The organism is Streptomyces lienomycini (assembly GCF_027947595.1).
Taxonomy (GTDB): Bacteria; Actinomycetota; Actinomycetes; order Streptomycetales; family Streptomycetaceae; genus Streptomyces; species Streptomyces lienomycini.
Window position 1 is genome coordinate 3,183,722 of the sequence record NZ_CP116257.1, and the last position, 21,779, is coordinate 3,205,500.

At 72.3% G+C, this 21,779-nt stretch carries 19 protein-coding genes and 1 pseudogene; 13 read left to right on the forward strand and 7 right to left on the reverse strand.

Annotated features, from left to right (window positions below):
• Positions 1 to 308: 308 nt before the first annotated feature.
• Entirely contained in the window at positions 309 to 803 is a 495-nt protein-coding gene (locus BJ961_RS14260) for a hypothetical protein (RefSeq protein WP_271413184.1), read from the forward strand.
• A gap of 198 nt (positions 804 to 1,001) precedes the next feature.
• Here BJ961_RS14260 and BJ961_RS14265 read toward each other — a convergent pair whose 3' ends face one another.
• Both BJ961_RS14265 and BJ961_RS14270 read right to left on the reverse strand, forming a co-directional pair.
• Positions 1,002 to 1,517 carry a hypothetical protein gene (locus BJ961_RS14265; RefSeq protein WP_271413185.1) on the reverse strand — a complete coding sequence of 172 codons (516 nt, stop codon included), beginning with the start codon at positions 1,515 to 1,517 and terminating at the stop codon, positions 1,002 to 1,004.
• A 184-nt stretch (positions 1,518 to 1,701) separates the two neighbouring features.
• Complete coding sequence (locus BJ961_RS14270; RefSeq protein ID WP_271413186.1) at positions 1,702 to 2,466, reverse strand: bestrophin-like domain; 765 nt, start codon at positions 2,464 to 2,466, stop codon at positions 1,702 to 1,704.
• A 152-nt stretch (positions 2,467 to 2,618) separates the two neighbouring features.
• Between BJ961_RS14270 and BJ961_RS14275 the strand changes: the two genes are divergently transcribed.
• The 4 genes from BJ961_RS14275 to rmdA all read left to right on the forward strand — a co-directional run bounded on the left by BJ961_RS14275 (position 2,619) and on the right by rmdA (position 7,474).
• Positions 2,619 to 2,981 carry a hypothetical protein gene (locus BJ961_RS14275; protein ID WP_271413187.1) on the forward strand — a complete coding sequence of 121 codons (363 nt, stop codon included), beginning with the start codon at positions 2,619 to 2,621 and terminating at the stop codon, positions 2,979 to 2,981.
• A gap of 384 nt (positions 2,982 to 3,365) precedes the next feature.
• Complete coding sequence (locus tag BJ961_RS14280; protein ID WP_271413188.1) at positions 3,366 to 4,316, forward strand: SCO0930 family lipoprotein; 951 nt, start codon at positions 3,366 to 3,368, stop codon at positions 4,314 to 4,316.
• A 201-nt stretch (positions 4,317 to 4,517) separates the two neighbouring features.
• A complete protein-coding gene (locus tag BJ961_RS14285) occupies positions 4,518 to 5,330 on the forward strand; it encodes an SAM-dependent methyltransferase (RefSeq protein ID WP_271413189.1) in 813 nt (270 codons plus the stop codon).
• Positions 5,327 to 7,474 carry a cyclic Di-GMP phosphodiesterase RmdA gene (rmdA, locus tag BJ961_RS14290; RefSeq protein ID WP_271413190.1) on the forward strand — a complete coding sequence of 716 codons (2,148 nt, stop codon included), beginning with the start codon at positions 5,327 to 5,329 and terminating at the stop codon, positions 7,472 to 7,474. The genes BJ961_RS14285 and rmdA overlap by 4 nt, the downstream gene beginning before the upstream one ends.
• A gap of 64 nt (positions 7,475 to 7,538) precedes the next feature.
• Here rmdA and BJ961_RS14295 read toward each other — a convergent pair whose 3' ends face one another.
• Both BJ961_RS14295 and BJ961_RS14300 read right to left on the reverse strand, forming a co-directional pair.
• Positions 7,539 to 8,435: a hypothetical protein gene (locus tag BJ961_RS14295; protein WP_271413191.1), complete on the reverse strand. Its 897-nt coding sequence runs from the start codon at positions 8,433 to 8,435 to the stop codon at positions 7,539 to 7,541.
• A 257-nt stretch (positions 8,436 to 8,692) separates the two neighbouring features.
• Positions 8,693 to 9,577 carry a LysR family transcriptional regulator gene (locus tag BJ961_RS14300; protein WP_271413192.1) on the reverse strand — a complete coding sequence of 295 codons (885 nt, stop codon included), beginning with the start codon at positions 9,575 to 9,577 and terminating at the stop codon, positions 8,693 to 8,695.
• Between the two features lie 131 nt (positions 9,578 to 9,708).
• On the opposite strand from BJ961_RS14300, the gene BJ961_RS14305 reads away from it, so the two are divergent.
• The 6 genes from BJ961_RS14305 to BJ961_RS14330 all read left to right on the forward strand — a co-directional run bounded on the left by BJ961_RS14305 (position 9,709) and on the right by BJ961_RS14330 (position 15,942).
• Positions 9,709 to 10,380 (forward strand): succinate dehydrogenase, encoded by a 672-nt coding sequence (locus tag BJ961_RS14305; protein WP_271417048.1) that lies wholly within the window; start codon positions 9,709 to 9,711, stop codon positions 10,378 to 10,380.
• A gap of 1 nt (position 10,381) precedes the next feature.
• A complete protein-coding gene (locus BJ961_RS14310) occupies positions 10,382 to 12,331 on the forward strand; it encodes a fumarate reductase/succinate dehydrogenase flavoprotein subunit (RefSeq protein WP_271413193.1) in 1,950 nt (649 codons plus the stop codon).
• Positions 12,328 to 13,077, forward strand: a complete 750-nt coding sequence (locus BJ961_RS14315) for a succinate dehydrogenase/fumarate reductase iron-sulfur subunit (protein ID WP_271413194.1) — start codon at positions 12,328 to 12,330, stop codon at positions 13,075 to 13,077. Before BJ961_RS14310 ends, BJ961_RS14315 begins: the two co-directional genes overlap by 4 nt.
• A 220-nt stretch (positions 13,078 to 13,297) precedes the next feature.
• Complete coding sequence (locus BJ961_RS14320; protein WP_271413195.1) at positions 13,298 to 14,083, forward strand: GNAT family N-acetyltransferase; 786 nt, start codon at positions 13,298 to 13,300, stop codon at positions 14,081 to 14,083.
• On the forward strand, positions 14,080 to 14,925 hold the full coding sequence (locus BJ961_RS14325; RefSeq protein WP_271413196.1) for a lysophospholipid acyltransferase family protein: 846 nt from the start codon (positions 14,080 to 14,082) through the stop codon (positions 14,923 to 14,925). The genes BJ961_RS14320 and BJ961_RS14325 overlap by 4 nt, the downstream gene beginning before the upstream one ends.
• 72 nt (positions 14,926 to 14,997) lie before the next feature.
• Positions 14,998 to 15,942, forward strand: a complete 945-nt coding sequence (locus BJ961_RS14330) for a PRC and DUF2382 domain-containing protein (RefSeq protein ID WP_271413197.1) — start codon at positions 14,998 to 15,000, stop codon at positions 15,940 to 15,942.
• Positions 15,943 to 15,987: 45 nt separating this feature from the next.
• Here the strand turns inward: BJ961_RS14330 and BJ961_RS14335 are convergent.
• A pseudogene (locus BJ961_RS14335) lies at positions 15,988 to 18,331 on the reverse strand (ATP-binding cassette domain-containing protein).
• 39 nt (positions 18,332 to 18,370) lie between these two features.
• Positions 18,371 to 19,390: an LLM class flavin-dependent oxidoreductase gene (locus BJ961_RS14340; protein WP_271413198.1), complete on the reverse strand. Its 1,020-nt coding sequence runs from the start codon at positions 19,388 to 19,390 to the stop codon at positions 18,371 to 18,373.
• 91 nt (positions 19,391 to 19,481) lie between these two features.
• Here BJ961_RS14340 and BJ961_RS14345 point away from each other — a divergent pair, with 91 nt between their 5' ends.
• The gene (locus BJ961_RS14345) at positions 19,482 to 19,973 is read left to right on the forward strand and encodes a phosphatase domain-containing protein (protein ID WP_271413199.1); all 492 of its coding nucleotides are present in this window, start codon (positions 19,482 to 19,484) and stop codon (positions 19,971 to 19,973) included.
• Between the two features lie 45 nt (positions 19,974 to 20,018).
• Here BJ961_RS14345 and BJ961_RS14350 read toward each other — a convergent pair whose 3' ends face one another.
• Positions 20,019 to 20,234 (reverse strand): dodecin, encoded by a 216-nt coding sequence (locus tag BJ961_RS14350; RefSeq protein WP_271413200.1) that lies wholly within the window; start codon positions 20,232 to 20,234, stop codon positions 20,019 to 20,021.
• 261 nt (positions 20,235 to 20,495) lie between these two features.
• Here BJ961_RS14350 and BJ961_RS14355 point away from each other — a divergent pair, with 261 nt between their 5' ends.
• On the forward strand, positions 20,496 to 21,764 hold the full coding sequence (locus BJ961_RS14355) for an extracellular solute-binding protein (protein WP_271413201.1): 1,269 nt from the start codon (positions 20,496 to 20,498) through the stop codon (positions 21,762 to 21,764).
• The last annotated feature ends 15 nt before the right edge of the window (positions 21,765 to 21,779 follow it).

The following is a 21,779-nucleotide window of genomic DNA, read 5'->3' on the forward strand; positions in this document are numbered from 1 at the left end:
GATCGTCCGCTCATCCGCGCATACGAGCACGCTAAGCGCCGTGCGGGGGACCGGCGACGGGGCGGCGGCGAACGGGTGGTGCGGGAATCCCCCGGTGAGCCATCCGGGAGGCGGCCGGTGGAGATTTTCTGACGGTGCGTGACCTGCGGCGATATCCAGTCGCGCGGTTTCGGCCCGGCACGGCCCTCACCAGGACGGACCATTCCCGAAATGCGGCTCCGCGCACGGCAACTGAGGGTCTTGCTGGGAGGCGCTTTCTCGCCGATCGACCGGGGACGGGTCCCGGGGCGTCTTCCGCGGAGGATCACATGCGCAACACTCGTGCCCTCGCGGCAGCCGGAGCCGCGGTCGCTGTCCTCGGACTGGCCGCCCCCGCGGCCACCGCCGGAGGCGACCACAACCAGCCGAGCAACATCGTCGCGCTGCCCAGCGTCATCGCCCGCGGCGGTCAGATGACCGTCACGGTCGACGGCTGCCCCCAGGGCGGCACGATGACCTCGGACGCCTTCCGGACCACCCACCTGACCCCGGTCAGGGGGGCCAACGAGACCTCCCGGGGCACCGCCACCATCAAGGAGGACGCCCGGCCCGGCTCGTACGACATCTCCGTCAACTGCTCGGGGCGGCGGCTGACCCGCCCGGCGGCCTTCACCGTCATCGGCGGTGTCCGCGGCGGCCTCGGCGGCAGCAGCTCCAGCGGGGCGACCTCGACCGACATCGCGATCGGCGGCGGGCTCGTCGCCGCGGCGGTCGCGGGCGGCGGTCTGTTCTGGCTGCGCCGCCGCGCCGAGCGGCGGATCTGACCCGTCCCCGCCCCCGCGGTACGGGTCCCGCCTTCCGGGGGCGGGCCCGTCCGGACCCCTTCGGACCCCTGGAACCGCGCTCCGGCACCGCACGGCCGGAGCGCACCCGCACGCCGACAGGGCTTCGCCCCGGACCCTTGCCGGATCGGGGGCGAAGCCCTGCGCGCGGGGTGCCGGGGGCGGCCGGGTGTCCCGGGATCAGGCGCCGTCCTCGCCGGAGCGGCGGCGCGAGAGGTGGTACGCCGCGCCCACCGAGCCCACGACGAGCGCCAGGCCGAGCCCGATCTGCTTCACGTCGAATCCGGCGATGCTGCCGCCCTCGCCGGCGTGCACACCCTTGGGGTGGCGGGGCTCGGGCGTCGGATGGTGCGAGCCGCCCGCGATGGTCAGGTGCGCCGTGCCGGTCTTGTCCTTGCAGGCGAACGTCACCTGGTAGACCGCCCCGCGCCGCGCGTCCCGGTCGACGCGCGCCGTCGCCGACGACTCGTGCCGGGGGATGGTGACCGTGTCGAAGACCGGAGAGGTGACCGTGACCCGGCCCCGGCAGCCCGCGGCGGTACGGCCCACCCCCACGGTGACCTCACCGCCCGGCGCCACGGTGGCGGGGGTGACGGTGAAGCCGAACGTGTCCGAGCCCACGGCCCCGGCCGGCACGCAGGCGGAGAGGGTGGCGACGCCCAGCAGTGCGACCGAGGCGACGGGTATCGCGCGCATGGTGAATCCTCCGGGTCCCCGAGGAGCGGCGGCGGACCTGTTCCGCTCGCGCCCAGAACGCACCTCGATGTCCGAAACGCTAGGAAGCCGTGCGCGTCGGCGCGATCGCAGTCGCGCGAATGGGGCAAGAGCGTGGGCCGGTCAGGGGACGGTGACGGCGTGTCGGCCGCCCCCTGGCGCCGTCTCAGTCCCCGGCCCCCGGGAAGAGGCTCGTGAAGGCGTCCGTCGACGCCGAGACGCCGCGGCTGAAGGGCGCGTCGAAGTCCCAGATCAGGAAGAGCAGGAAGGCGATCAGCGCGGAGAACAGCCCGGCGAGGATCAGTTCGCGGGGTGTGCGGCGGATCTGCAGGGCGAAGACCATCCCGATCGTGATGACGGCCCCGGCGATGAGCCCGAACCACACCACCCCCGGCATGGTCGCCCCGGTGGACTGGGCCCGGGCGTTGCGGGCCTGGTCAGCGAGGGCCACCTGGTCGAGGAGGGGCTGGTAGGCCTGGGCCTCGAAGTCCGACCTCGGCTCGTAGTCGGTGACGTCCGCGCGCACCCGGTCGAGCAGCTCCGTGCCGCGGTCGGTCACCTCGCCGTGGTCGGCCATGGACTTCCACTCGGTGGTGACGACGTGTCCGACATAGGCGTTGACATCCGCCCGGATGCGGTCACGGACGTCCGGCGGATAGACCCGGACGCGTTCCGAGATCTCGTGCAGCGCCACCGCCTCGGTCTGCACGTTGTCCTCGGCGGCGCTGCGCGCCTCCCAGACACCGGCGATGGCCAGGCCCAGGACGATGGCGTACACCACACCGATCCACATCGTCATGTACTCGATGACGTCCGGGGTCTCGGTGATGTCCTCGTCGTCGGACGCGGTGCGGTGCCGTAGGAGGGTGACGACGACCACCACGGCACAGGCGGCCAGCATCGCGAGGGTGAGAACAAGCCATTCCGGCAAGAGAGGCCTCCAGGAATCAGCGCGCACGGAGCGCGGCGACGGCGACCACCGCGGGCACCGTGATGAGCAGGACGAAGACGAGGGGCGACGTCGCCCCGCGCGAGGACCGCTGAGGCGTCCGGGCGGTGCGATGGCGCGGGTAGTGCACCGGAGTGAGCGACGGGCGCGGTGTCGGTGCGGCCGAGGGAGCGGGCGCGGGCGCCGCGGGCCGGGCGGGCGGCGGCACGGGGCTGGGCGGCGGCGGCGTGGGCGTGGGCCGGGGCGGTACCGGGCGCGGCGCAGGCGGTGCGGGCGGCGGCTCGGGCTTCGGGGCCGGCGGCGGCGGAGGCTTCGGCGCGGGAGGCGGCGGGGGAGTGGGCTTCGGAGGCGTGGGCGTGGGCGTGGGCGGGGGCGTCGGGGTGGGCGTCGGTGTCGGGGTCGGCGTCGGCCTGGGACAGGGCGGGAAGGTGGGCCAGGAGGCCGCGCTCCCGGCGACGGCCACCGCGTCGGTACCGCCCGGCCCGGTCGACGCGTAGGCACAGGCGTCGGCCTGCGCCGTGCCGACCGGTATGCCGACGAGCGTGAACGTCAGCGTCACCAGGGCCAACACCCGTCCGGCAGCGGCGGATCGGGTCGGTTCGGGTCCATGCACGACGCAGATCATGGGGCCTGGCGCACCGGCCCACGGCCGAGTGACCGCCGATTGCCCCGAAGGAGGGACATGCACCCACCAGCGGTTTGACCGGGAAGGACCCCCACCCGAGAAGGTTCGGACACGCGTGCGGAGGGTCACGTGCCGGGGGCGGACGGGAAGGAAACCCGCGCCCCCGTTGAACACAACGGGCTCCGCCGCGCGTACCCAGTGTCGTGCGGCGGCCCACCAGGGCGCCCCAACACCTACACGCGATCGGGGATGGACGATGAAGACCTCCTGGCGGAGTGCCTCACTCGTGGCGGGCGCCGCGGCGCTGCTGGCGCTGACGACGGCGTGCGGCCAGGACGGCGGCGCCACCGGCAGCCAGAACGTGGGCGCGACGGCCGCGCCCGGCGACGTCGGCGACCTCGGCACGGGCGCCGGAGACGGCCTCGGTACCGGCGCGGGCGCGGGCGCAGGGCAGGGGTCGGCGAGCGCGCCGGAGCCCGCGGGCAAGCTGTCCGTCTCCCCGAACGCCGAGATCGGCGCGCTCGTGACCGACGGAGCCGGCCGCACCCTCTACCGCTTCGACGCCGACACGGCCCAGCCGCCCAAGACGACCTGCGAGAACGACTGCGCCACCACCTGGCCGCCGGTGGCCGCGGACGACGCCCTGGCCGGAGAGGGCATCGACAAGGCCCTGCTCGGTGAGGTCACCCGCCCCGACGGCAGCAAGCAGCTCACCATCGGCGGCTGGCCCGCGTACCGCTACGCCAAGGACACCGCCGCGGGCGACGCGAAGGGCCAGGGCGTCGGCAAGAAGTGGTTCGCGCTGGCCGCCGACGGCAAGAAGGCCCAGGCCGAGCCGGCCGCCGGTCTGTCCACCCGCGAGGACCCGAAGCTCGGCGAGATCGTCGTCGACAAGAACGGCATGACCGTCTACCGCTTCATGAAGGACGAGGCCTGGCCGAAACCGGTGTCGGCGTGCACCGGCGCCTGCCTGGAGAAGTGGCCGGTCGTGGCGCCCGTCGAGGCGAACGACACCAAGGGCGTGGAGAAGAAGGGCCTGATGAGCTTCACCCGGCCCGACGGCACGGTCCAGCAGACGATCGACTGCTGGCCCGTTTACACCTTCGCCGGCGACAAGAAGGCCGGCGACACCAACGGCCAGGGCGTCGGCGGCACCTGGTACGCCGTCAAGCCCGACGGGAAGCCGGTCGGGGCACCGAAGAAGTAGCGCGCGGCCAGCGGGCCGTCCCCTCCGCGAACGGGCGGAGGGGACGGCCCCGTTCGCGTGTTTTGGCATGCCTTCGCCCACGGCACGTGCCCCGGGCAGTGACCGGGAACGGACGGTCAATTTCCGTTTGGACTCGCCCGTTTGGCAGGCGATCAGTAGCCTCAGCTCGAACACCGGATCGCCTATGCCTTGGAGAGCTAGATGGAGCGTCCCGCCTGGGCCCCTCGCAGCATCGACATCTCGGTGCCCAGCGTGTCCCGGATCTACGACTTCTACCTGGGCGGTTCGCACAACTTCGAGGTCGACCGGGAAGCGGCCCGCCGGGCCATGGAGTTCATGCCGGGGCTCCCCAAGATCATGCAGGCGAACCGGGCGTTCATGCGCCGGGCCGTGCGCTTCGCGGCCGACGAGGGCATCGACCAGTTCCTGGACATCGGCTCCGGCATCCCGACCTTCGGCAACGTCCACGAGGTGGCCGGACGCAGCCGCCCCGGCTCCCGCGTGGTGTACGTCGACCACGACCCGGTGGCGGTCGCGCACAGCGAGGCCGTCCTGGCGGGCGACGACGACGCTGACGTCGTGGCGGGAGACCTCCTCAAGCCCCACGAGATCCTCGCCGCCCCCCAGGTCGAGCGGATGATCGACCTGAATCGACCGGTCGCCCTGCTGCTGGTTGCCATACTGCACTTCGTGGAAGACGAGGACGACCCGTACGCCGCGGTGGCCGAGCTGAGGGACGCGCTCGCGCCCGGCAGCCTGCTCGTCCTCACGCACGCCTCGTACGAGAACATTCCGCTGCCCGCCGAACGGGCCGGGGGAGCTGTGGACGTGTACAAAGACATTCGCAATCCGCTGATCATGCGTTCGCGCGAGGAAATCGCGCGGTTCTTCGAGGGGTACGACATGGTGGAACCCGGACTGGTTCCGATGCCGCGCTGGCGTCCGCAGGACGTGCCGGAGGAGGAGGACCCGTACGCGTTCTCCGGGTTCGCCGGCGTGGGGCGTACGGCGTGAGCGCGGAGCCGGACGGGCCGGAGGACAGACTGCGCCGGTTCGCGACGATCTGGAGCCGGGCGGTGTTCCCGGTGACCTCGACGTCCTCCACCCGGCCCGAGTTCGAGAACCAACTGCTGCCGCTGGCCCGAAGGCTGAGCGAGGTGCTGCGTGCGCGCGGCTTCGACGCGCCGGAGGCCAGGGCGGTCGGCGCCGCGCTCGTCGACGCCCACTGCACCGACCCCGAGGCGCTCTCCCGGACGCTGGACTGCGTCGACGCCTACCTGGTGCTGTACTGCGGCGAGGACGGCGACCCGGAGGCCCTGCGGGCCCGCTCCGCGCGACTCCAGCACGCGATGGCGGCCGGGTTCGCCGGGGCGCTGCGCGCCCGGACCCTCGCCGAGCAGGAGGCCATCGCGCAGGCCGCCCTGAAGGCGCAGGGAGTGGTCGCCGAGGCCCTGCACGCCAGCGAGGCCCGTTTCCGCGCGGTCTTCGAGGGCGCCGCCATAGGCATCGGCATCGCCGACCTGGACGGCAACATCCTCCAGGTCAACGCGGCGTTGATGCGCATGTTCGGCATCGCCGGGCCCACGCTCGGCGGGCGCCGGGCGACGGAGTGGACGCATCCCGACGACGCGCCGCAGATCTGGCGGCTCTACGACGAGCTGGTGCGCGGCGAGCGCGAGCACTACCACGTGGAGAAGGCCTTCTACCGGCCCGACGGCACGGTCCTGTGGACCAACCTCACCGTCTCCCTGCTGCGCGACGCCGACGGCACCCCGCAGTACCAGCTCGCGCTGATGGAGGACACCACCGAGCGGCGGCTGCTCAACCTGCGGCTGCGCTACGAGGCGACGCACGACGCGCTCACCGGCCTGCCCAACCGCAGCTTCTTCTTCGAACGCCTGGAGAAGGCGCTGAACGCGGGGCCGGGACAGCGCTTCGGCCTGTGCTACCTCGACCTGGACGGTTTCAAAACCGTCAACGACAGCCTCGGCCACGCGGCCGGGGACCGGCTCCTCGTGGAGGTCGCCGACCGGCTCCAGGCCTGCGCCACCGCGCCCGGCGAGATGGTCGCCCGGCTCGGCGGCGACGAGTTCGTGGCGCTGACCACCGGCCCCGACACCGGACACGAGGTCGACGAGCTGGCCGGGCGCATCATGAACGCGCTGCTCGCCCCGGTCAGCGTCGACGGCCGCGAACTGACGGTGCGCGGCAGCATCGGCGTCGTCGAGGGCCCGGCGGGCGAACGCAGCCCGGCCGAGGTGCTGCGCAGCGCCGACATCACCATGTACCGGGCCAAGTCGGCGGGCGGCAACCGCTTCGAGCTGGCCGACCCGGAGGCCGACGCCCGCGTCATCACCCGGCACGGACTGACCACGGCGCTGCCCGCGGCCCTGGAACGCGGCGAGTTCTTCATCGAGTACCAGCCGCTGGTCCACCTCGGCGACGGCAGTGTGCGCGGCGCCGAGGCGCTGGTGCGCTGGCTGCACCCGCAGCACGGGGTGCTTGGCCCGGACCGGTTCATCCCGCTCGCCGAACACACGGGACTGATCGTGCCGCTGGGCCGCTGGGTCCTGGAGCAGTCCGTGCGGCAGGCCCGCCTGTGGCGCGAGCGGTACGGCGAGGCGGGTGCCGCGGGCCCGCTGCGCATCAACGTCAACCTCTCGCCCTGCCAGCTCACCCATCCCCGCCTGGTCCAGGACACCGTCGACATCCTGGAGCGGACCGGAGTCGCGCCCGACGCGCTGTGCCTGGAGGTGACGGAGTCGGCGCTGATCGGCGCCGACGACGACCTGCTGAAGCCGCTGCGCCGGCTGGCCGAGATGGGCGTGGACATCGCCCTGGACGACTTCGGCACCGGCTACTCCAACCTCGCCAACCTGCGCCGGCTGCCGGTGAGCGTCCTCAAGCTGGACCGCTCCTTCACCCAGAGCATGCAGCGGTTCCCGGCGGACCCCGTCGACCTGAAGATCGTCGAGGGGATCGTCGCCCTGGCCCACAGCCTGGACCTCGCGGTCACCGTGGAGGGCGTCGAGACCGGCGCCCAGGCCGAGCAGCTGCGGATACTGGGCTGCGACACCGCTCAGGGCTGGTACTACGCCCGTCCGGGCCCGCCGGAGCGGCTGCACGAGTTGGCGCTGGTGGACGCGGCGGGCCTGTAAGGGCCCGCCCCCGGGCCCTTGACGGCCCTCGATCGTTCATGAGCCCGTCGGCGAACCTACGGGCTCATGAACTATTCAGGCCGGAGATGAGACTCGCCGTCATCGCGGCCTTGGAGTCGGCGACCGCCTGGTCCAGCCGGCTCTTATCGATTTCCTCGATGGCGGTGGTCATACGTGCGAATTCGGCGACGTTGCCTCCGCCGATGCCGACGTTGTGGTGCGTCTTCTTCAGGAGGACCTCGTCGACCTGTTCCTGCTTACGGAAGTTGACCTGGTCTCCGACACGGTGGCCCTCCTGGTTCACCACCGCGGAATCCGCCTGATTGAAGACGCCGGTCAGTTGGTTGGGCTTGGCGTACTTCGCGAAGAAGGCCCAGTAATCCTTCGCGGGAATCCTGAATTCGAGGACCGCCTCGTTGTCCCTGTCCGCCGAGTCCTCGTTATTGAAACTGGCGGTGTGGACGAGGGAGGTCGTCAAATACTTCCGGTACTGCTTGTCCCCGTATTCCATGGATTTGGTGATGCCGGCCTTCGGGCTCTTGGCCTTGAGGAAGATCTCGGCCTCCCTTGCGGACATCTTGCGGTAGAGCCGTACCGGTTCTCCGTCAGGAATGTTCATGGGCTGAGCCTCCTTCCTGTAATCGTTGACCTTGTCCTGGGCCTTCTGCCAGACAAGGGTCTTCACCTTTTCCTGGAAAGTCGCGTTGCCGGTCACGTCGCTTGTGTAGATGACCTGGTTGTCAACGAACGCCCAATAAGCCTCGTCGAAGCTCAAGCTGTCCTTGCCGTAAATGAACTCGGTGAATTCCTTGCGGAAGGCAGCGGTGGCGTTGGTGTTCGGCTTCGAAGCCGGCCCGGTGGCGGACTCATCCCCTGCGCGCTGCACGGGCGGTGCGCTGCCGGAGTGTGCCGAACGGGCCACCACCTGCTGCGCCGCCGAGTTGCCCGCGGTGCGCTGCACGGCGCTGAGGGTCGCGGGTGTCGCCAGGGGCCGGCCACCGAGGAAGGGGAGCGCCTCACGGCGTCTGGGCGTCGAGGTGCCTGGTGTCATGACGGCCTCGTCCTCTCGCGTCCCGTGTGCTCGCATCGATGTCTCCCTCGGGGTCGAACAGAGGTAATCCCCCAGCATGGGCGCCCCCGCGCGAGGGGCGGAAGGGCTGAGGGGGCAGACACGGGGGCAGCACGGGCGGTCCGCGTGCGTCGGATCCGCCGCTCCCGTCACCGCTCCAGCAGCATCCGCTGCAACTCCCGTGCCGCCCGCGGCGGGGCCACGTCGCTGCGGTGGGCCAGGGCGATGGTGCGGTGCAGGCCGGGACGGGCCAGCGGGGTCACCCGCAGTCCGCGTCCGGAGCGGGCCGCCACCATCCGGGGGACGACCGCCATGCCCAGACCCGCCCGGACGAAGCCCAGCACCGCGTCCATCTCCCCGCCCTCGACCGCGAAGTCCGGCTCGAACCCGGCCGATCGGCACGCCGCCACGGTCAGCTCCCGCAGGTCGTAGCCGTGCCGGAACATCACCAGGCGCTCGCCCTCCAGGTCCGCGATGCGCACGGCACGGCGCCCGCCGCCCGGCCGGGGCGACTCCGGGGACGACACCACCACCAGGTCCTCCCGCAGCAGCTCCACCGTGGTCAGCGCCGGTGACGCGGTGGGCAGCGGCAGCACGACCAGGGCGAGGTCGAGCGCGCCGCGCGCCAGCTCCCGCACCAGGTCGTGCGAACCGCCCTCCTCGATCAGCAGCCGGATGCCGGGATAGCGGTCGTGGAAGGCGCGCAGCACGTCGGGGAGCAGGCCGGTGCACAGGCTCGGGGTGGCGCCCAGCCGGACCCGGCCGCGCCGCAGCTGCGCCAGCTCCAGCACCTCGTGCCGCGCGGTGTCCGCGTCCGCCAGGATGCGCCGGGCCAGCGGCAGCAGCGCCTCCCCGGCGTCGGTGAGGGTGATGTTCCCGCGCGCCCGCTGGAACAGGTCGGCGCCCAGCTCCCGCTCCAGCGCCTTGATCTGCTGCGACAGCGACGGCTGCGCCACGTGCACCACCTCGGCGGCCCGGGTGAAGTGCCGGGTCTCGGCGACGGCCACGAAGTACTGGAGCTGTTGCAGCTGCATACCGCGAGCATACGCGGTCGATAGGCAATCCCTATGGAAACCAGGTGTTCCATGTCTTGGACCGATCGGACTCCGGCCCCGTAACGTCCTGTGACATGGCTCTGGCAACGCGGACGGACCGACGGCCGTCCATGGCGCGCACCGTGTGGGACTCGACCGTCGGCAAGAAGACGGTGATGGCGATCAGCGGTCTCGTCATGCTCCTCTACCTGGTCGCCCACATGATCGGGAACCTGAAGATCTTCTTCGGGACCGAGGAGTTCAACCACTACGCCCACTGGCTGCGCACGGTCGGCGAACCGTTCATGCACTACGAGTGGACGCTCTGGCTGATCCGCGTCGTGCTCGTCGTCGCCGTCGTCGCCCACGCCGTCTGCGCGTACCAGCTCAGCCGCCGCGACATCAGGGCGCGGCCCAGCAAGTACGTGCACACGAGGAAGCGGGCCAGTTACGCCACGCGCACCATGCGCTGGGGCGGGACCATCCTCGGCCTGTTCATCGTCTGGCACATCCTCGACCTGACCACCGGCACGGTGCACTCCGGCGGCTTCGAGACCGGCAAGCCCTACCAGAACGTCGTGGACACCTTCTCCACCTGGTACGGCAACACCATCTACATCGTCGCGATGCTCGCCCTCGGCCTGCACATCCGGCACGGCTTCTGGAGCGCCGCCCAGACCCTCGGCGCCGGCAGCCGTACCCGCGACCGCGCCCTGAAGACCGTCGCGAACGTCCTCGCGCTGCTGCTCACGGCCGGCTTCGTCGCCGTACCCGTGGGCGTCATGACCGGAGTGGTGAGCTGACATGACAACCTACGCCGACTACACGACCGGTGAGCCGGTCGCCGACACCAAGGCCCCCGCCGGACCGGTCAACGAGCGCTGGGACACGCGCCGTTTCGAGGCGAAGCTGGTCAACCCCGCCAACCGGCGCGGGAAGACCGTCATCGTCGTCGGCACCGGACTCGCGGGCGGCTCCGCCGGCGCCACCCTCGCCGAACAGGGCTACCACGTCGTCCAGTTCTGCTACCAGGACTCCCCGCGCCGTGCCCACTCCATCGCCGCGCAGGGCGGCATCAACGCGGCGAAGAACTACCGCAACGACGGCGACTCGATCCACCGCCTGTTCTACGACACCGTCAAGGGCGGCGACTTCCGCTCCCGCGAGTCCAACGTGCACCGGCTCGCGCAGGTCTCCGTCGAGATCATCGACCAGTGCGTGGCCCAGGGCGTGCCCTTCGCCCGCGAGTACGGCGGCCTGCTCGACACCCGCTCCTTCGGCGGCGTCCAGGTCTCCCGCACCTTCTACGCCCGCGGCCAGACGGGCCAGCAGCTGCTCCTCGGCGCCTACCAGGCGCTCAGCAGGCAGATCGCGGCCGGCAACGTCGAGATGCACCCGCGCACCGAGATGCTCGACCTGATCGTCGTCGACGGCCGGGCCCGCGGCATCGTCGCCCGGGACCTGATCACGGGCCGGATCGACACCTACTACGCGGACGCCGTGGTGCTCGCCTCCGGCGGCTACGGCAACGTCTTCTACCTCTCCACCAACGCCATGAACTCCAACGCGACCGCGATCTGGCGGGCCCACCGCCGCGGCGCCTGGTTCGCCAACCCCTGCTTCACGCAGATCCACCCGACCTGCATCCCGCGCACCGGCGACCACCAGTCGAAGCTGACCCTGATGAGCGAGTCGCTGCGCAACGACGGCCGGATCTGGGTGCCCAGGGCCAAGGGCGACGACCGGCCCGCGAACGAGATCCCCGAGGACGAGCGCGACTACTACCTGGAGCGCGTCTACCCGTCCTTCGGCAACCTCGTCCCCCGCGACATCGCCTCCCGCGCCGCGAAGAACGTCTGCGACGAGGGCAGGGGGGTGGGCCCCGGCGGCCAGGGCGTCTACCTGGACTTCGCCGACGCCATCGAGCGGATGGGCCGGGCGGCCGTCGAGGCCAAGTACGGCAACCTCTTCGACATGTACCAGCGGATCACCGACGAGGACCCCTACCGGGTGCCGATGCGGATCTACCCCGCCGTGCACTACACGATGGGCGGACTGTGGGTCGACTACGACCTCCAGACCACCGTCCCCGGCCTGTTCGCCGTCGGAGAGGCCAACTTCTCCGACCACGGCGCCAACCGGCTCGGCGCCTCCGCGCTGATGCAGGGCCTGGCCGACGGCTACTTCGTCCTCCCGGCCACCATCAACGACTACCTCGCCCGCAACCCCCACAAGGACGACGTGGACGACGACCACCCGGTGGTGCAGGAGGTGCTGGCCGAGACCGAGGACCGGCTCAACCTGCTGCTGTCCGTGGACGGCGACCGCACCCCCGACTCCTTCCACCGCGAACTCGGCGAGCTGATGTGGGAGTTCTGCGGCATGGCCCGCACCGGCTCCGGACTGCGCAAGGCGTTGGAGCGCATCCCGCAGATCCGCGACGAGTTCTGGCGGCGCATCAAGGTCCCCGGCACCGGCGAGGAGTTCAACCAGTCGCTGGAGAAGGCCAACCGCATCGTCGACTACCTGGAACTCGCCGAGCTGATGTGCCTCGACGCACTGCACCGCGCCGAGTCCTGCGGCGGCCACTTCCGCGAGGAGTCCCAGACCCCCGACGGCGAGGCGGCCCGCCGGGACGACGAGTTCGGCTACGCCGCCGCCTGGGAGTTCACCGGCACCGGCGACGCCCCCACCCTGCACAAGGAAGACCTGGTCTTCGAGTACGTCCACCCCACCCAGCGGAGCTACGCATGAAGCTCACCCTGCGCGTCTGGCGGCAGAAGAACGCCGGCGCCGACGGCGCCATGTCCACGTACGAGGTGGACGGAATCTCCAGCGACATGTCCTTCCTGGAGATGCTCGACACCCTCAACGAGGAGCTCATCCTCAAGGGCGAGGACCCCGTCGCCTTCGACCACGACTGCCGCGAGGGCATCTGCGGCGCCTGCTCGCTGGTCATCAACGGCGACGCCCACGGCCCCGAGCGCACCACCACCTGCCAGCTGCACATGCGGTCCTTCCGGGACGGCGACACCATCGACATCGAGCCGTGGCGGGCATCCGCCTTCCCGGTCGTCAAGGACCTCGTCGTCGACCGCTCGGCCTTCGACCGGATCATCCAGGCCGGCGGCTACGTCACCGCTCCCACCGGCGCGGCGCCCGAGGCGCACGCCACCGCGGTGCCCAAGCCCGACGCGGACCTCGCCTTCGAGCACGCGGAGTGCATCGGCTGCGGCGCGTGCGTGGCGGCCTGCCCCAACGGGGCGGCGATGCTGTTCACGTCCGCGAAGGTGAACCACCTGAACGTCCTGCCGCAGGGGGCGCCCGAGCGCGAGACGCGGGTCCTCGACATGGTGGCGCAGATGGACGACGAGGGCTTCGGCGGCTGCACGCTCACCGGCGAGTGCGCGACGGCCTGCCCCAAGGGCATCCCGCTGGTGTCCATCACCAGCATGAACAAGGAGTGGCTGCGGGCCACGCGCAAGGTGGCGAGGAAGTAGCCCCCACGGACGTTCGCCGAAAGGTGCGGACGGACGGGGCCGGGAGAGGTGCTCCTCCCGGCCCCGTTTCGCTTGGGCGTCCCCGGCGGCCGGGAGCCCGGCATTCAGGAAGCGCACATCCGCGCTCCCGGCACTCGTCACGCGCAGTACAGCCGGCGTCGGGAGAACTGTGGCGGGAGCCGTACCCGCGACCACCGTTCTCACGAGCAGGAGAGCACCCATGACCGGCGTACTGACCGCAGACCGCCCCCGAAAGCCCGCCGCGCCCCGCCGCTACACCGTCACCCTCGCCCGCGACGAGGACGACGTACGGGACGCGCAGCGGCTGCGCCACCAGGTCTTCGCCGGGGAGATGGGCGCGCTGCTGGCGAGCCCGCAACCCGGGTACGACATCGACCCCTTCGACGCGTACTGCGACCACCTGCTCGTGCGCGAGGAGAACACCGGGCAGGTCGTCGGGACCTACCGGCTGCTGCCGCCCGAGCGCGCGGCGGTCGCCGGGCGGCTGTACGCGGAGAGCGAGTTCGACCTCGCGGCACTCGACCCGATCCGGCCCGGCCTGGTCGAGGTCGGCCGCTCCTGCGTGCACCCCGACCACCGCGACGGCGCCGTCATCGGGCTCGTCTGGGCCGGCATCGCCCGCTACATGACCGACCGCGGCCACGCCTGGCTGGCGGGCTGCTGCTCTCTCCCGCTCGCCGACGGCGGGGCCCTCGCGGCCGCCACCTGGGACCGGGTGCGAAACCGGCACCTGGCGCCCGAGGAGTACCGGGTACGGCCCCTGCTGCCGTGGATCCCGCGCACCGCGCCGGCCGCCGCGCCGCCCGTCGCCCGCAGCGGGCTGCCCGCGCTGCTGCGCGGCTACCTCAGGCTCGGCGCCTGGGTCTGCGGGGAGCCCGCGCACGACGTGGACTTCGGCGTCGCGGACCTGTACGTGCTGCTGCCGATGAACCGGATCGACCCGCGCTACCTGCGGCACTTCCTCTCCCTGGCCCCGGCCCGGTGAGCGGCTGGCTGCCCGCCGCGCCCTGCACCCCCGCACGGTGTGTGGAGCCGGTCGGGGACGCGGTGGCCGCAGCGCGCGCCGTGCTGCGGCTGACGGCGGTAGCCGTGCTCCTCCTGGCCGGGATCGCGGTCGTGCTGGCGCCGCTCGGCCGCCGGAGGGTCCCCGACGCCCTGGTGCGTCGCTGGTGCCGCTGGATCGTCCGGGCCGCGGGCGTCCGGGTCCGGGTCACCGGCGCCGCGGTGCCCGAGGGCGGGCTGCTCCTCGTCGCCAACCACGTCTCCTGGCTGGACGTCCCGCTGCTCGCCGCCGTACGTCCCGCCAGGACGCTGGCCAAGAGCGAGATCCGGCGCTGGCCGGTCGCGGGGGCGCTCGCCGCCCGAGGCGGTGCGCTGTTCATCGAACGGGACCGGCTGCGGGCCCTGCCGGACACGGTCGCCGCGATCGCCCGGATCCTGCGCGCGGGCGCCGCGGTCACCGCCTTCCCCGAGGGCAGCACCTGGTGCGGACGCGCCGCAGGCCCCTTCCGCCGTGCCGTGTTCCAGGCCGCCCTGGACGCCGGGGCACCGGTCCAGCCGGTCCGCATCCGCTACCGCGCCGGGCAACGGGCGGTGAGCACGGCCCCCGCGTTCGTCGGCGCGGACACCCTGCCCGCCTCCCTGTGGCGGGTGGCGTCGGCGCGCGGCCTGACCGCCGAGGTGGAGGTGCGCCCGGTCGTACGGGCCGGCCCGCACCGGGACCGGCGGGCCCTCGCCGGGGCCGCCGAACGCGCGGCCCACGGCCGCCCGCACACGGCCCACGGCCACCAGGGGAAAGCACCTTCGAAAAGTATGTGCGCTTTGTGAGCTTTGTGCAGTTTCCATACCGCTGGATGCGGACAACCGGAAGGCAGGCACCCGAAAGGAGGGTGATGGCAGATGATCACCCGTGAAGAGATCGCCAACGTCCTGGACCAACCGGTCTACGACGGGGACGGCAACAAGATCGGCGACGCCAAGCACGTCTTCTTCGACGACATGACCGGGCGCCCCGAGTGGGTGAGTGTCAAGACGGGCATGTTCGGTGCGAACGAGTCCTTCGTGCCCATCCGCGACGCCGCGCTGGTACAGGACCATCTCGAGGTTCCCTACGCCAAGGACCAGGTCAAGGGCGCGCCCAATGTCGACGTCGACGCGGGCGGCCATCTGTCGGAGACCGAGGAGCACCGGCTCTACGACTACTACGGCATCAACTGGGACAGTGTGCTCTCCGAGGCCGAGCGCACCGACGACGGCCGCTGGGCCGCCGGACCCGGCACGGCGGGCGCCGCCGGAGCCGCCGGGGCAGCCGGAGCGGCGGGCGCGGCCGGGACGGCCGGCACGACCGGTGAGGCCGGCGTCGGGGGCACGGCCCCCACGGCGGGCGGCAGGACCGGCCGTCAGGACGCCATGGACCGCGAGGCCATGCGCGGCGACGAGGCCATGACCCGCTCCGAGGAGCAGATGCACGTCGCCGTCGAACGCCAGGAGTCGGGCCGGGCCAGGCTGCACAAGTACGTGGTCACGGAGGAAGTGCAGCAGACCGTGCCGGTGACCCACGAGGAAGTGCGGGTGGTGCGCGAGCCCATCACGGAGGCCAACCGCGACGAGGCACTGGCCGGACCGGAGATCAGCGAGGCCGAGCACGAGGTCACGCTGCACGCGGAACGCCCCGTCGTCGAGACCGAGACGGTGCCGGTGGAACGGGTCCGGATGACCACCGAGGAGCACACGGAGAACGAGACAGTGCGCGGCCAGGTCCGCAAGGAGCGCATCGAGGCCGAGACCGAGTCCTTCACCGAGGGCGAGACCGGTCGCGGCGACAAGCGGCGGGGCGGCACGTGACCGTTCCCCCGTCGTCACGCGGGACCGAGCGCCGGTGAACCCCCTTCACCGGCGCTTCCCGCCGTCCAGGGCCCGCGCCAGGTAGGGCGCCGTGGCGCTCCCCGGCCCGCGCCACCTCGGCGGGCGGCCCCTCGGCGACGACCCGGCCGCCGGCGTCGCCGCCGCCCGGCCCCAGGTCGACGACATGGTCGGCGCCCGCCACCACGGACATGTCGTGCTCGACGACGACCACCGTGTGCCCCGCGTCCACCAGACCGTGCAACTGGCGCATCAGCACCTCGACGTCGGCCGGGTGCAGACCGGTCGTCGGCTCGTCCAGCAGGTACAGGGTGTGGCCGCGGCGGCCCCGCTGCAGCTCGCTCGCCAGCTTGATGCGCTGCGCCTCACCGCCGGACAGCTCCGTCGCCGGCTGCCCGAGCCGCAGGTAGCCGAGGCCGACGTCCAGCAGCGCGGCCAGGGCGCGCGCCGCCGCGGGGGCGTCCGCGAAGAACTCCGCCGCGCCCTCCACCGTCAGGTCCAGCACCTCGGCGATGTTCCGCCCCCGGTACGCCACTTCGAGCGTCGCGGGGTTGTAGCGGGCCCCGCCGCAGTCGGGGCAGGGCGCGTACGTGCTCGGCAGGAACAGCAGCTCGACGCTGACGAAACCCTCGCCCTGGCAGGTCTCGCAGCGTCCCCCCGGCACGTTGAAGGAGAACCGGCCCACGCCGTAACCCCGCTCCCGAGCCTGGTCGGTGGCGGCGAAGATCTTGCGTACGACGTCGAACAGGCCCGTGTACGTGGCCAGGTTGGAGCGCGGGGTGCGGCCGATCGGCCGCTGGTCGACGGAGACCAGCCGGTCCACTCCCGGCAGGTCCTGCGTGATCTCGCCGACCAGGGTCGACTTCCCGGACCCGGACACGCCCGTCACCGCGGTGAGCACCCCGAGCGGGAACCGCGCGGTCACGCCGCGCAGGTTGTGCCGGGTCACCGGGCCGACCGTCACGGCGCCCCGCGCGGAGCGCACCTCGCGGGCGGGCGCGGGGGAGCGGTCGAACAGGTGCCGGGCGGTGGCGGACTCCCCGACCCGGGCCAGCCCGTCGACCGGGCCGCTGTACAGCACCCGCCCGCCGTGCTCGCCCGCCCCCGGGCCGACGTCCACGATCCAGTCGGCGCCGCGCATCACGCCCAGGTGGTGCTCCACCACGAAGACCGAGTTGCCGGCCGCCTTCAGCCGCGCCAGCACCGTCAGGAGCGCCTCGGTGTCCGCCGGGTGGAGACCGGCCGACGGCTCGTCGAGGACGTACACCACACCGAACAGCCCGGAGCGCAGCTGCGTCGCCAGCCGTAGCCGCTGCAGCTCGCCCGCCGACAGGGTGGGGGTGGGGCGGTCCAGGCTCAGATAGCCGAGCCCCAGCTCGACCACGGGCGCGATCCGGGAGACGAGGTCCCCGGTCAGCACCCGGGCCGTCTCGCCCTCCGTCGGCAGCAGCCCGGCCAGTTCGGTGAGCGGCAGCGCGGCCAGCTCGGCGACACTGCGGCCCCCGACGGTCACCGCGAGGGACTCGCGCCGCAGTCTGCCGCCGCCGCACACCGGGCAGGGGGCACTGGTGAGGAACCCCTCGGCCCGCGCCCGCAGCGCGGCGCTCTTCGAGTCCGCGAACGTCTTCATCACGTACCGCCGGGCGCTCATGTACGTGCCCTGGTACGGCCGCTGGATGCGACCCGCGTCCCGCACCGGGTGCACCGTGACCACCGGCTGCTCGTCGGTGAACAGGATCCACTCCCGCTGCTCGGCGGGCAGCGCGCGCCAGGGCCGGTCCACGTCGTACCCGAGCGCGTCCAGGACGTCGCGCAGGTTCTTGCCCTGCCAGGCGCCCGGCCACGCGGCGATCGCGCCGTCCCGGATCGACAGCGACGGATCGGGGACCAGCAGTTCCTCGGTGGTGCGGTGCACCCGGCCGAGCCCGTGGCACTCCGGGCAGGCCCCGGCCGCGGTGTTCGGCGAGAAGGCGTCGGAGTCGAGCCGCTCGGCGCCCGGCGGGTAGTCGCCCGCGCGGGAGAAGAGCATCCGCAGCGAGTTGGAGAGGTTGGTGACCGTCCCCACCGAGGAGCGGGACGTCGGGGTCGCCCGCCGCTGCTGCAACGACACGGCGGGCGGCAGCCCGGTGATCTCACCCACCTTCGGGGCACCGACCTGGTGGATCAGCCGGCGGGCGTACGGCGCGACCGACTCGAAGTACCGGCGCTGCGCCTCCGCGTAGACCGTCCCGAAGGCCAGCGACGACTTCCCCGAACCGGAGACGCCGGTGAACACCGCCACCACGTCCCGGGGGACGTCCACGTCCACGCCCCTGAGGTTGTGCTCGCGGGCGTCACGCACCCGGACGTACGGGTCGTGGGGGCTGTGCATCGCGGAACTCCGTACGGTGGGGGGACAAACTCCGCGATTCTACGCCGGGACGTCGGCCGGTGCCGTGCCGGTGACACGGGCGAGCCGCCGGTAGGAGTCGAGCAGCGCCGCGCGGTCGTACGTGCTGGTGGTGACCAGGACCTCCTGGGCGCCGGTCTCCTCCAGAAGCGTCTCCAGCTCGTCGGCGACCTGCTCCTCGGTGCCCGCGACATGACCGGCGAGACCGGCCTCGTACAGGTCGCGTTCCCTGGCGGTCATCGCGCGGGCCTCGACCTGCTCGGCCGGGGGCAGCGGCGGGAAGGAGCCGCGGGTGCGGGCGTGGGCCATGGACCACGCCTCCGGGACCAGGAGCCGCCGGGCAGCCCCGGGTGTCGCGGCCACCGCGACGGAGCCGGAGACGACGACGTACGGCTCCGCGCTCCACCGGGAGGGGCGGAACCCGGCGCGGTAGCGGTCGACGCCGCGGCGCATCCGGTCCCGGTCGCGCAGGTCCCCGATGACCATCGGCAGGCCGGCCCGGGCGGCGACGGCCGCGCCCTCGCCCATGGCCAGCACGAACGGCGGTACGGTCAGCCCCTCCGCGGGGCGCGCGTGCACGCCCGTGGGGGAGGTGCCCCGGAACCAGCCGAGCAGCTCGTCCAGTTGCGCGTCGAAGTCCTCCGCGTCGTCCTTCTCCCGGCCGAGCGCCCTGCGCACGCCGTCGGTGAAGCCCACCGAGCGGCCGAGCCCCATGTCGATCCGGCCCGGGAAGAGCGACTCCAGCACGCCGAACTGCTCGGCGACGACCAGCGGCCGGTGATTGGGCAGCATCACGCCGCCGGTACCGACGCGGATACGGCTCGTGGCACCGGCCACGGCGGCCGCGAGGACGGTCGGAGCCGACCCGGCCACCCCCGGCACACCGTGGTGCTCCGCCACCCAGAACCGGTGGTAACCGAGCCGTTCCGCCTCCCGGGCCAGTTCCACGGTGTCGCGCAGCGCCTCCCCGGCGGTGCGGCCGGCCCGGATGCGGGAGCGGTCGAGGACGGAGAAGCGGGCGGTGGCGAGTGCTGAGGTCACACGATGTTCAACGTCCGCGCCCGGCACAGATTCCCGGCGCCCCGTCCGGCGGGGCGCCCTCCCGTCCGGCGGTGCGTTCTAGGGTGGGCGGGTGAGCGACAGCAGCAGGCCCCCGGTGGCCGTGTTCGACCTGGACAACACCCTCGCCGACACCGCGCACCGGCAGCGGTACCTGGAGCGCAGGCCCCGCGACTGGGACGCCTTCTTCGCCGCCGCACCGCACGATGCGCCGTTGGCGCAGGGGACGGCTCTGGTGCGGGAGAGCGCCGAGGAGTGCGAGATCGTCTACCTGACCGGACGGCCCGAGCGCTGCCGGCGCGACACGCTGGACTGGCTGGCCGCGCACGGCCTGCCGGAGGGGACCGTGCACATGCGCGGCAACGCCGACCGCAGGCCCGCCCGGCGCACCAAGCTGGAGATCCTGCGCCGCCTCGCGCGGACCCGCGAGGTCCGGGTCCTGGTGGACGACGACGAACTGGTCTGCGACGACGCCGAACGGGCCGGTTTCACCGTCCTGCGGGCACGCTGGGCGGCCCGGTCGGCCGAACTGCGCGCGGCGCAGGAGCGCGAGGGCCGTACCTGACGGACCCGGCCGGGAGGGGGCGGGGCGCGGGGCGGTCCCGGGGCGTCAGTCCGACTCCTCCAGGCGGAATCCGAGCTTCAGACCGACCTGCCAGTGTGCGACCCGGCCGTCCTCGATCTGGCCGCGCACCTGCGTCACCTCGAACCAGTCCAGGTTGCGCAAGGTCTGCGAGGCGCGGGTGACGGCGTTGCGGACGGCCTGGTCGACGCCGTCGGGCGAGGTGCCGACGACCTCGCTGACCCGGTACGTGTGGTTCGACATGCGGGTGCTCCTTCCGCGACAGCGGTGTGCCGTGCGTCACTCCACCGTGCCCCAAGTCGGGACGGAGCGCGAGGCATCGGGCTTCCGGGCGTAAACCCTCGCTACCTTCCGCTACCCGCCCCTTGACCTTTGTAATGGTCCATACCAAAATCCCAGACACCCGTTCGAGCCTCGGGCTCGTCCCCCACGTCGGGTCTCCCTTCGCGTGCGCAGGACACCCCTGCCCCCGCCCTCTCTGTTCGTCAGTCAGAAGGACCCCTCGTGAGACGTCGCCTCCTCGCCCTTGTCTGTGTGTCCGCCTCCGTGCTCAGCGGCTGCGGCCTGATCTCGGGGGACGGCGGGAGCGAGCGGCGCACCGTCACCGTGTGGCTGATGAAGGACAGCGCCTCGCAGGACTTCCTGAAGCGCTTCACCGAGGACTTCGAGCACGAACACCCCGACATCGACCTGGACATCCGCATCCAGGAGTGGACCGGGATCGGCGACAAGGTGCAGAGCGCCCTGAAGGCCGACGGCACGGACGGGCCCGACGTCATCGAGGTCGGCAACACCCAGGTCCCGCAGTACGCGGAGGGCGGCCGGCTCCAGGACCTGACCCTCGAGTCGATGCGCGACTGGGGCAACCGCGACTGGCTCCCGGGCCTCTCCGAACCCGGGCAGTGGATGTCCCAGCAGTTCGGCATCCCCTGGTACGCCGCCAACCGCGTCGTCATCTACCGCAAGGACCTCTTCGAGCAGGCCGGCGTCAACGAGCCGCCCCGCACCCGCGAGGAGTGGCTCAGCGCCACCGAGAAACTGGACAAGGGCAGCGACCAGGGCATCTACCTGGCCGGCCAGGACTGGTACACGCTCTCCGGCTTCATCTGGGACGAGGGCGGCGAGTTGGCCGTCCAGGACGGCGAGGGCGGTGTCTGGTCGGGCGCCCTGGACTCCGAGGAGGCCCTGCGCGGCATGGACTTCTACCGTGAACTCCAGGCCCTGGGCGACGGGCCGGCCGACGCCGACGAGGAACACCCGCCGCAGACCGGGGTCTTCGCCAAGGGACAGGTCGCGCAGATCATCGCGGTGCCGGGCCAGGTGCAGACCATCCTGCGCGAGAACCCCGCACTCAAGGGCAAGATCGGCTTCTTCTCGGTGCCCGGCAAGAAGGCCGACAAGCCCGGCGCCGTCTTCACCGGCGGCTCGGACCTCGTCGTCCCGAAGAACACCGACCAGCAGGACGGCGCCCTCGCCGTGGTCGACGCCCTCGTGGGCACCAAGTGGAACACCGACCTGGCCCGCGCCATGAACTACGTCCCCAACAAGAAGTCGCTGGCCAAGGACGTCTCCGGCGAGGAGGGGATCGAGGCCATGGCGGCCGGTGCCGCCCAGGGCCGGGCGACCCCCGGTACGCCCCGCTGGGGCGCGGTCGAGGCGGACAACCCGATCAAGGAGTACATGACGAAGGTGCTCAAGGGGGCGAACGCGAAGTCGGAGGCTCGCAAGGCCTCCGACCGGATCACCGAACTGCTGGACGTCAACACGCGCTGAACCGACCGGCCCGCG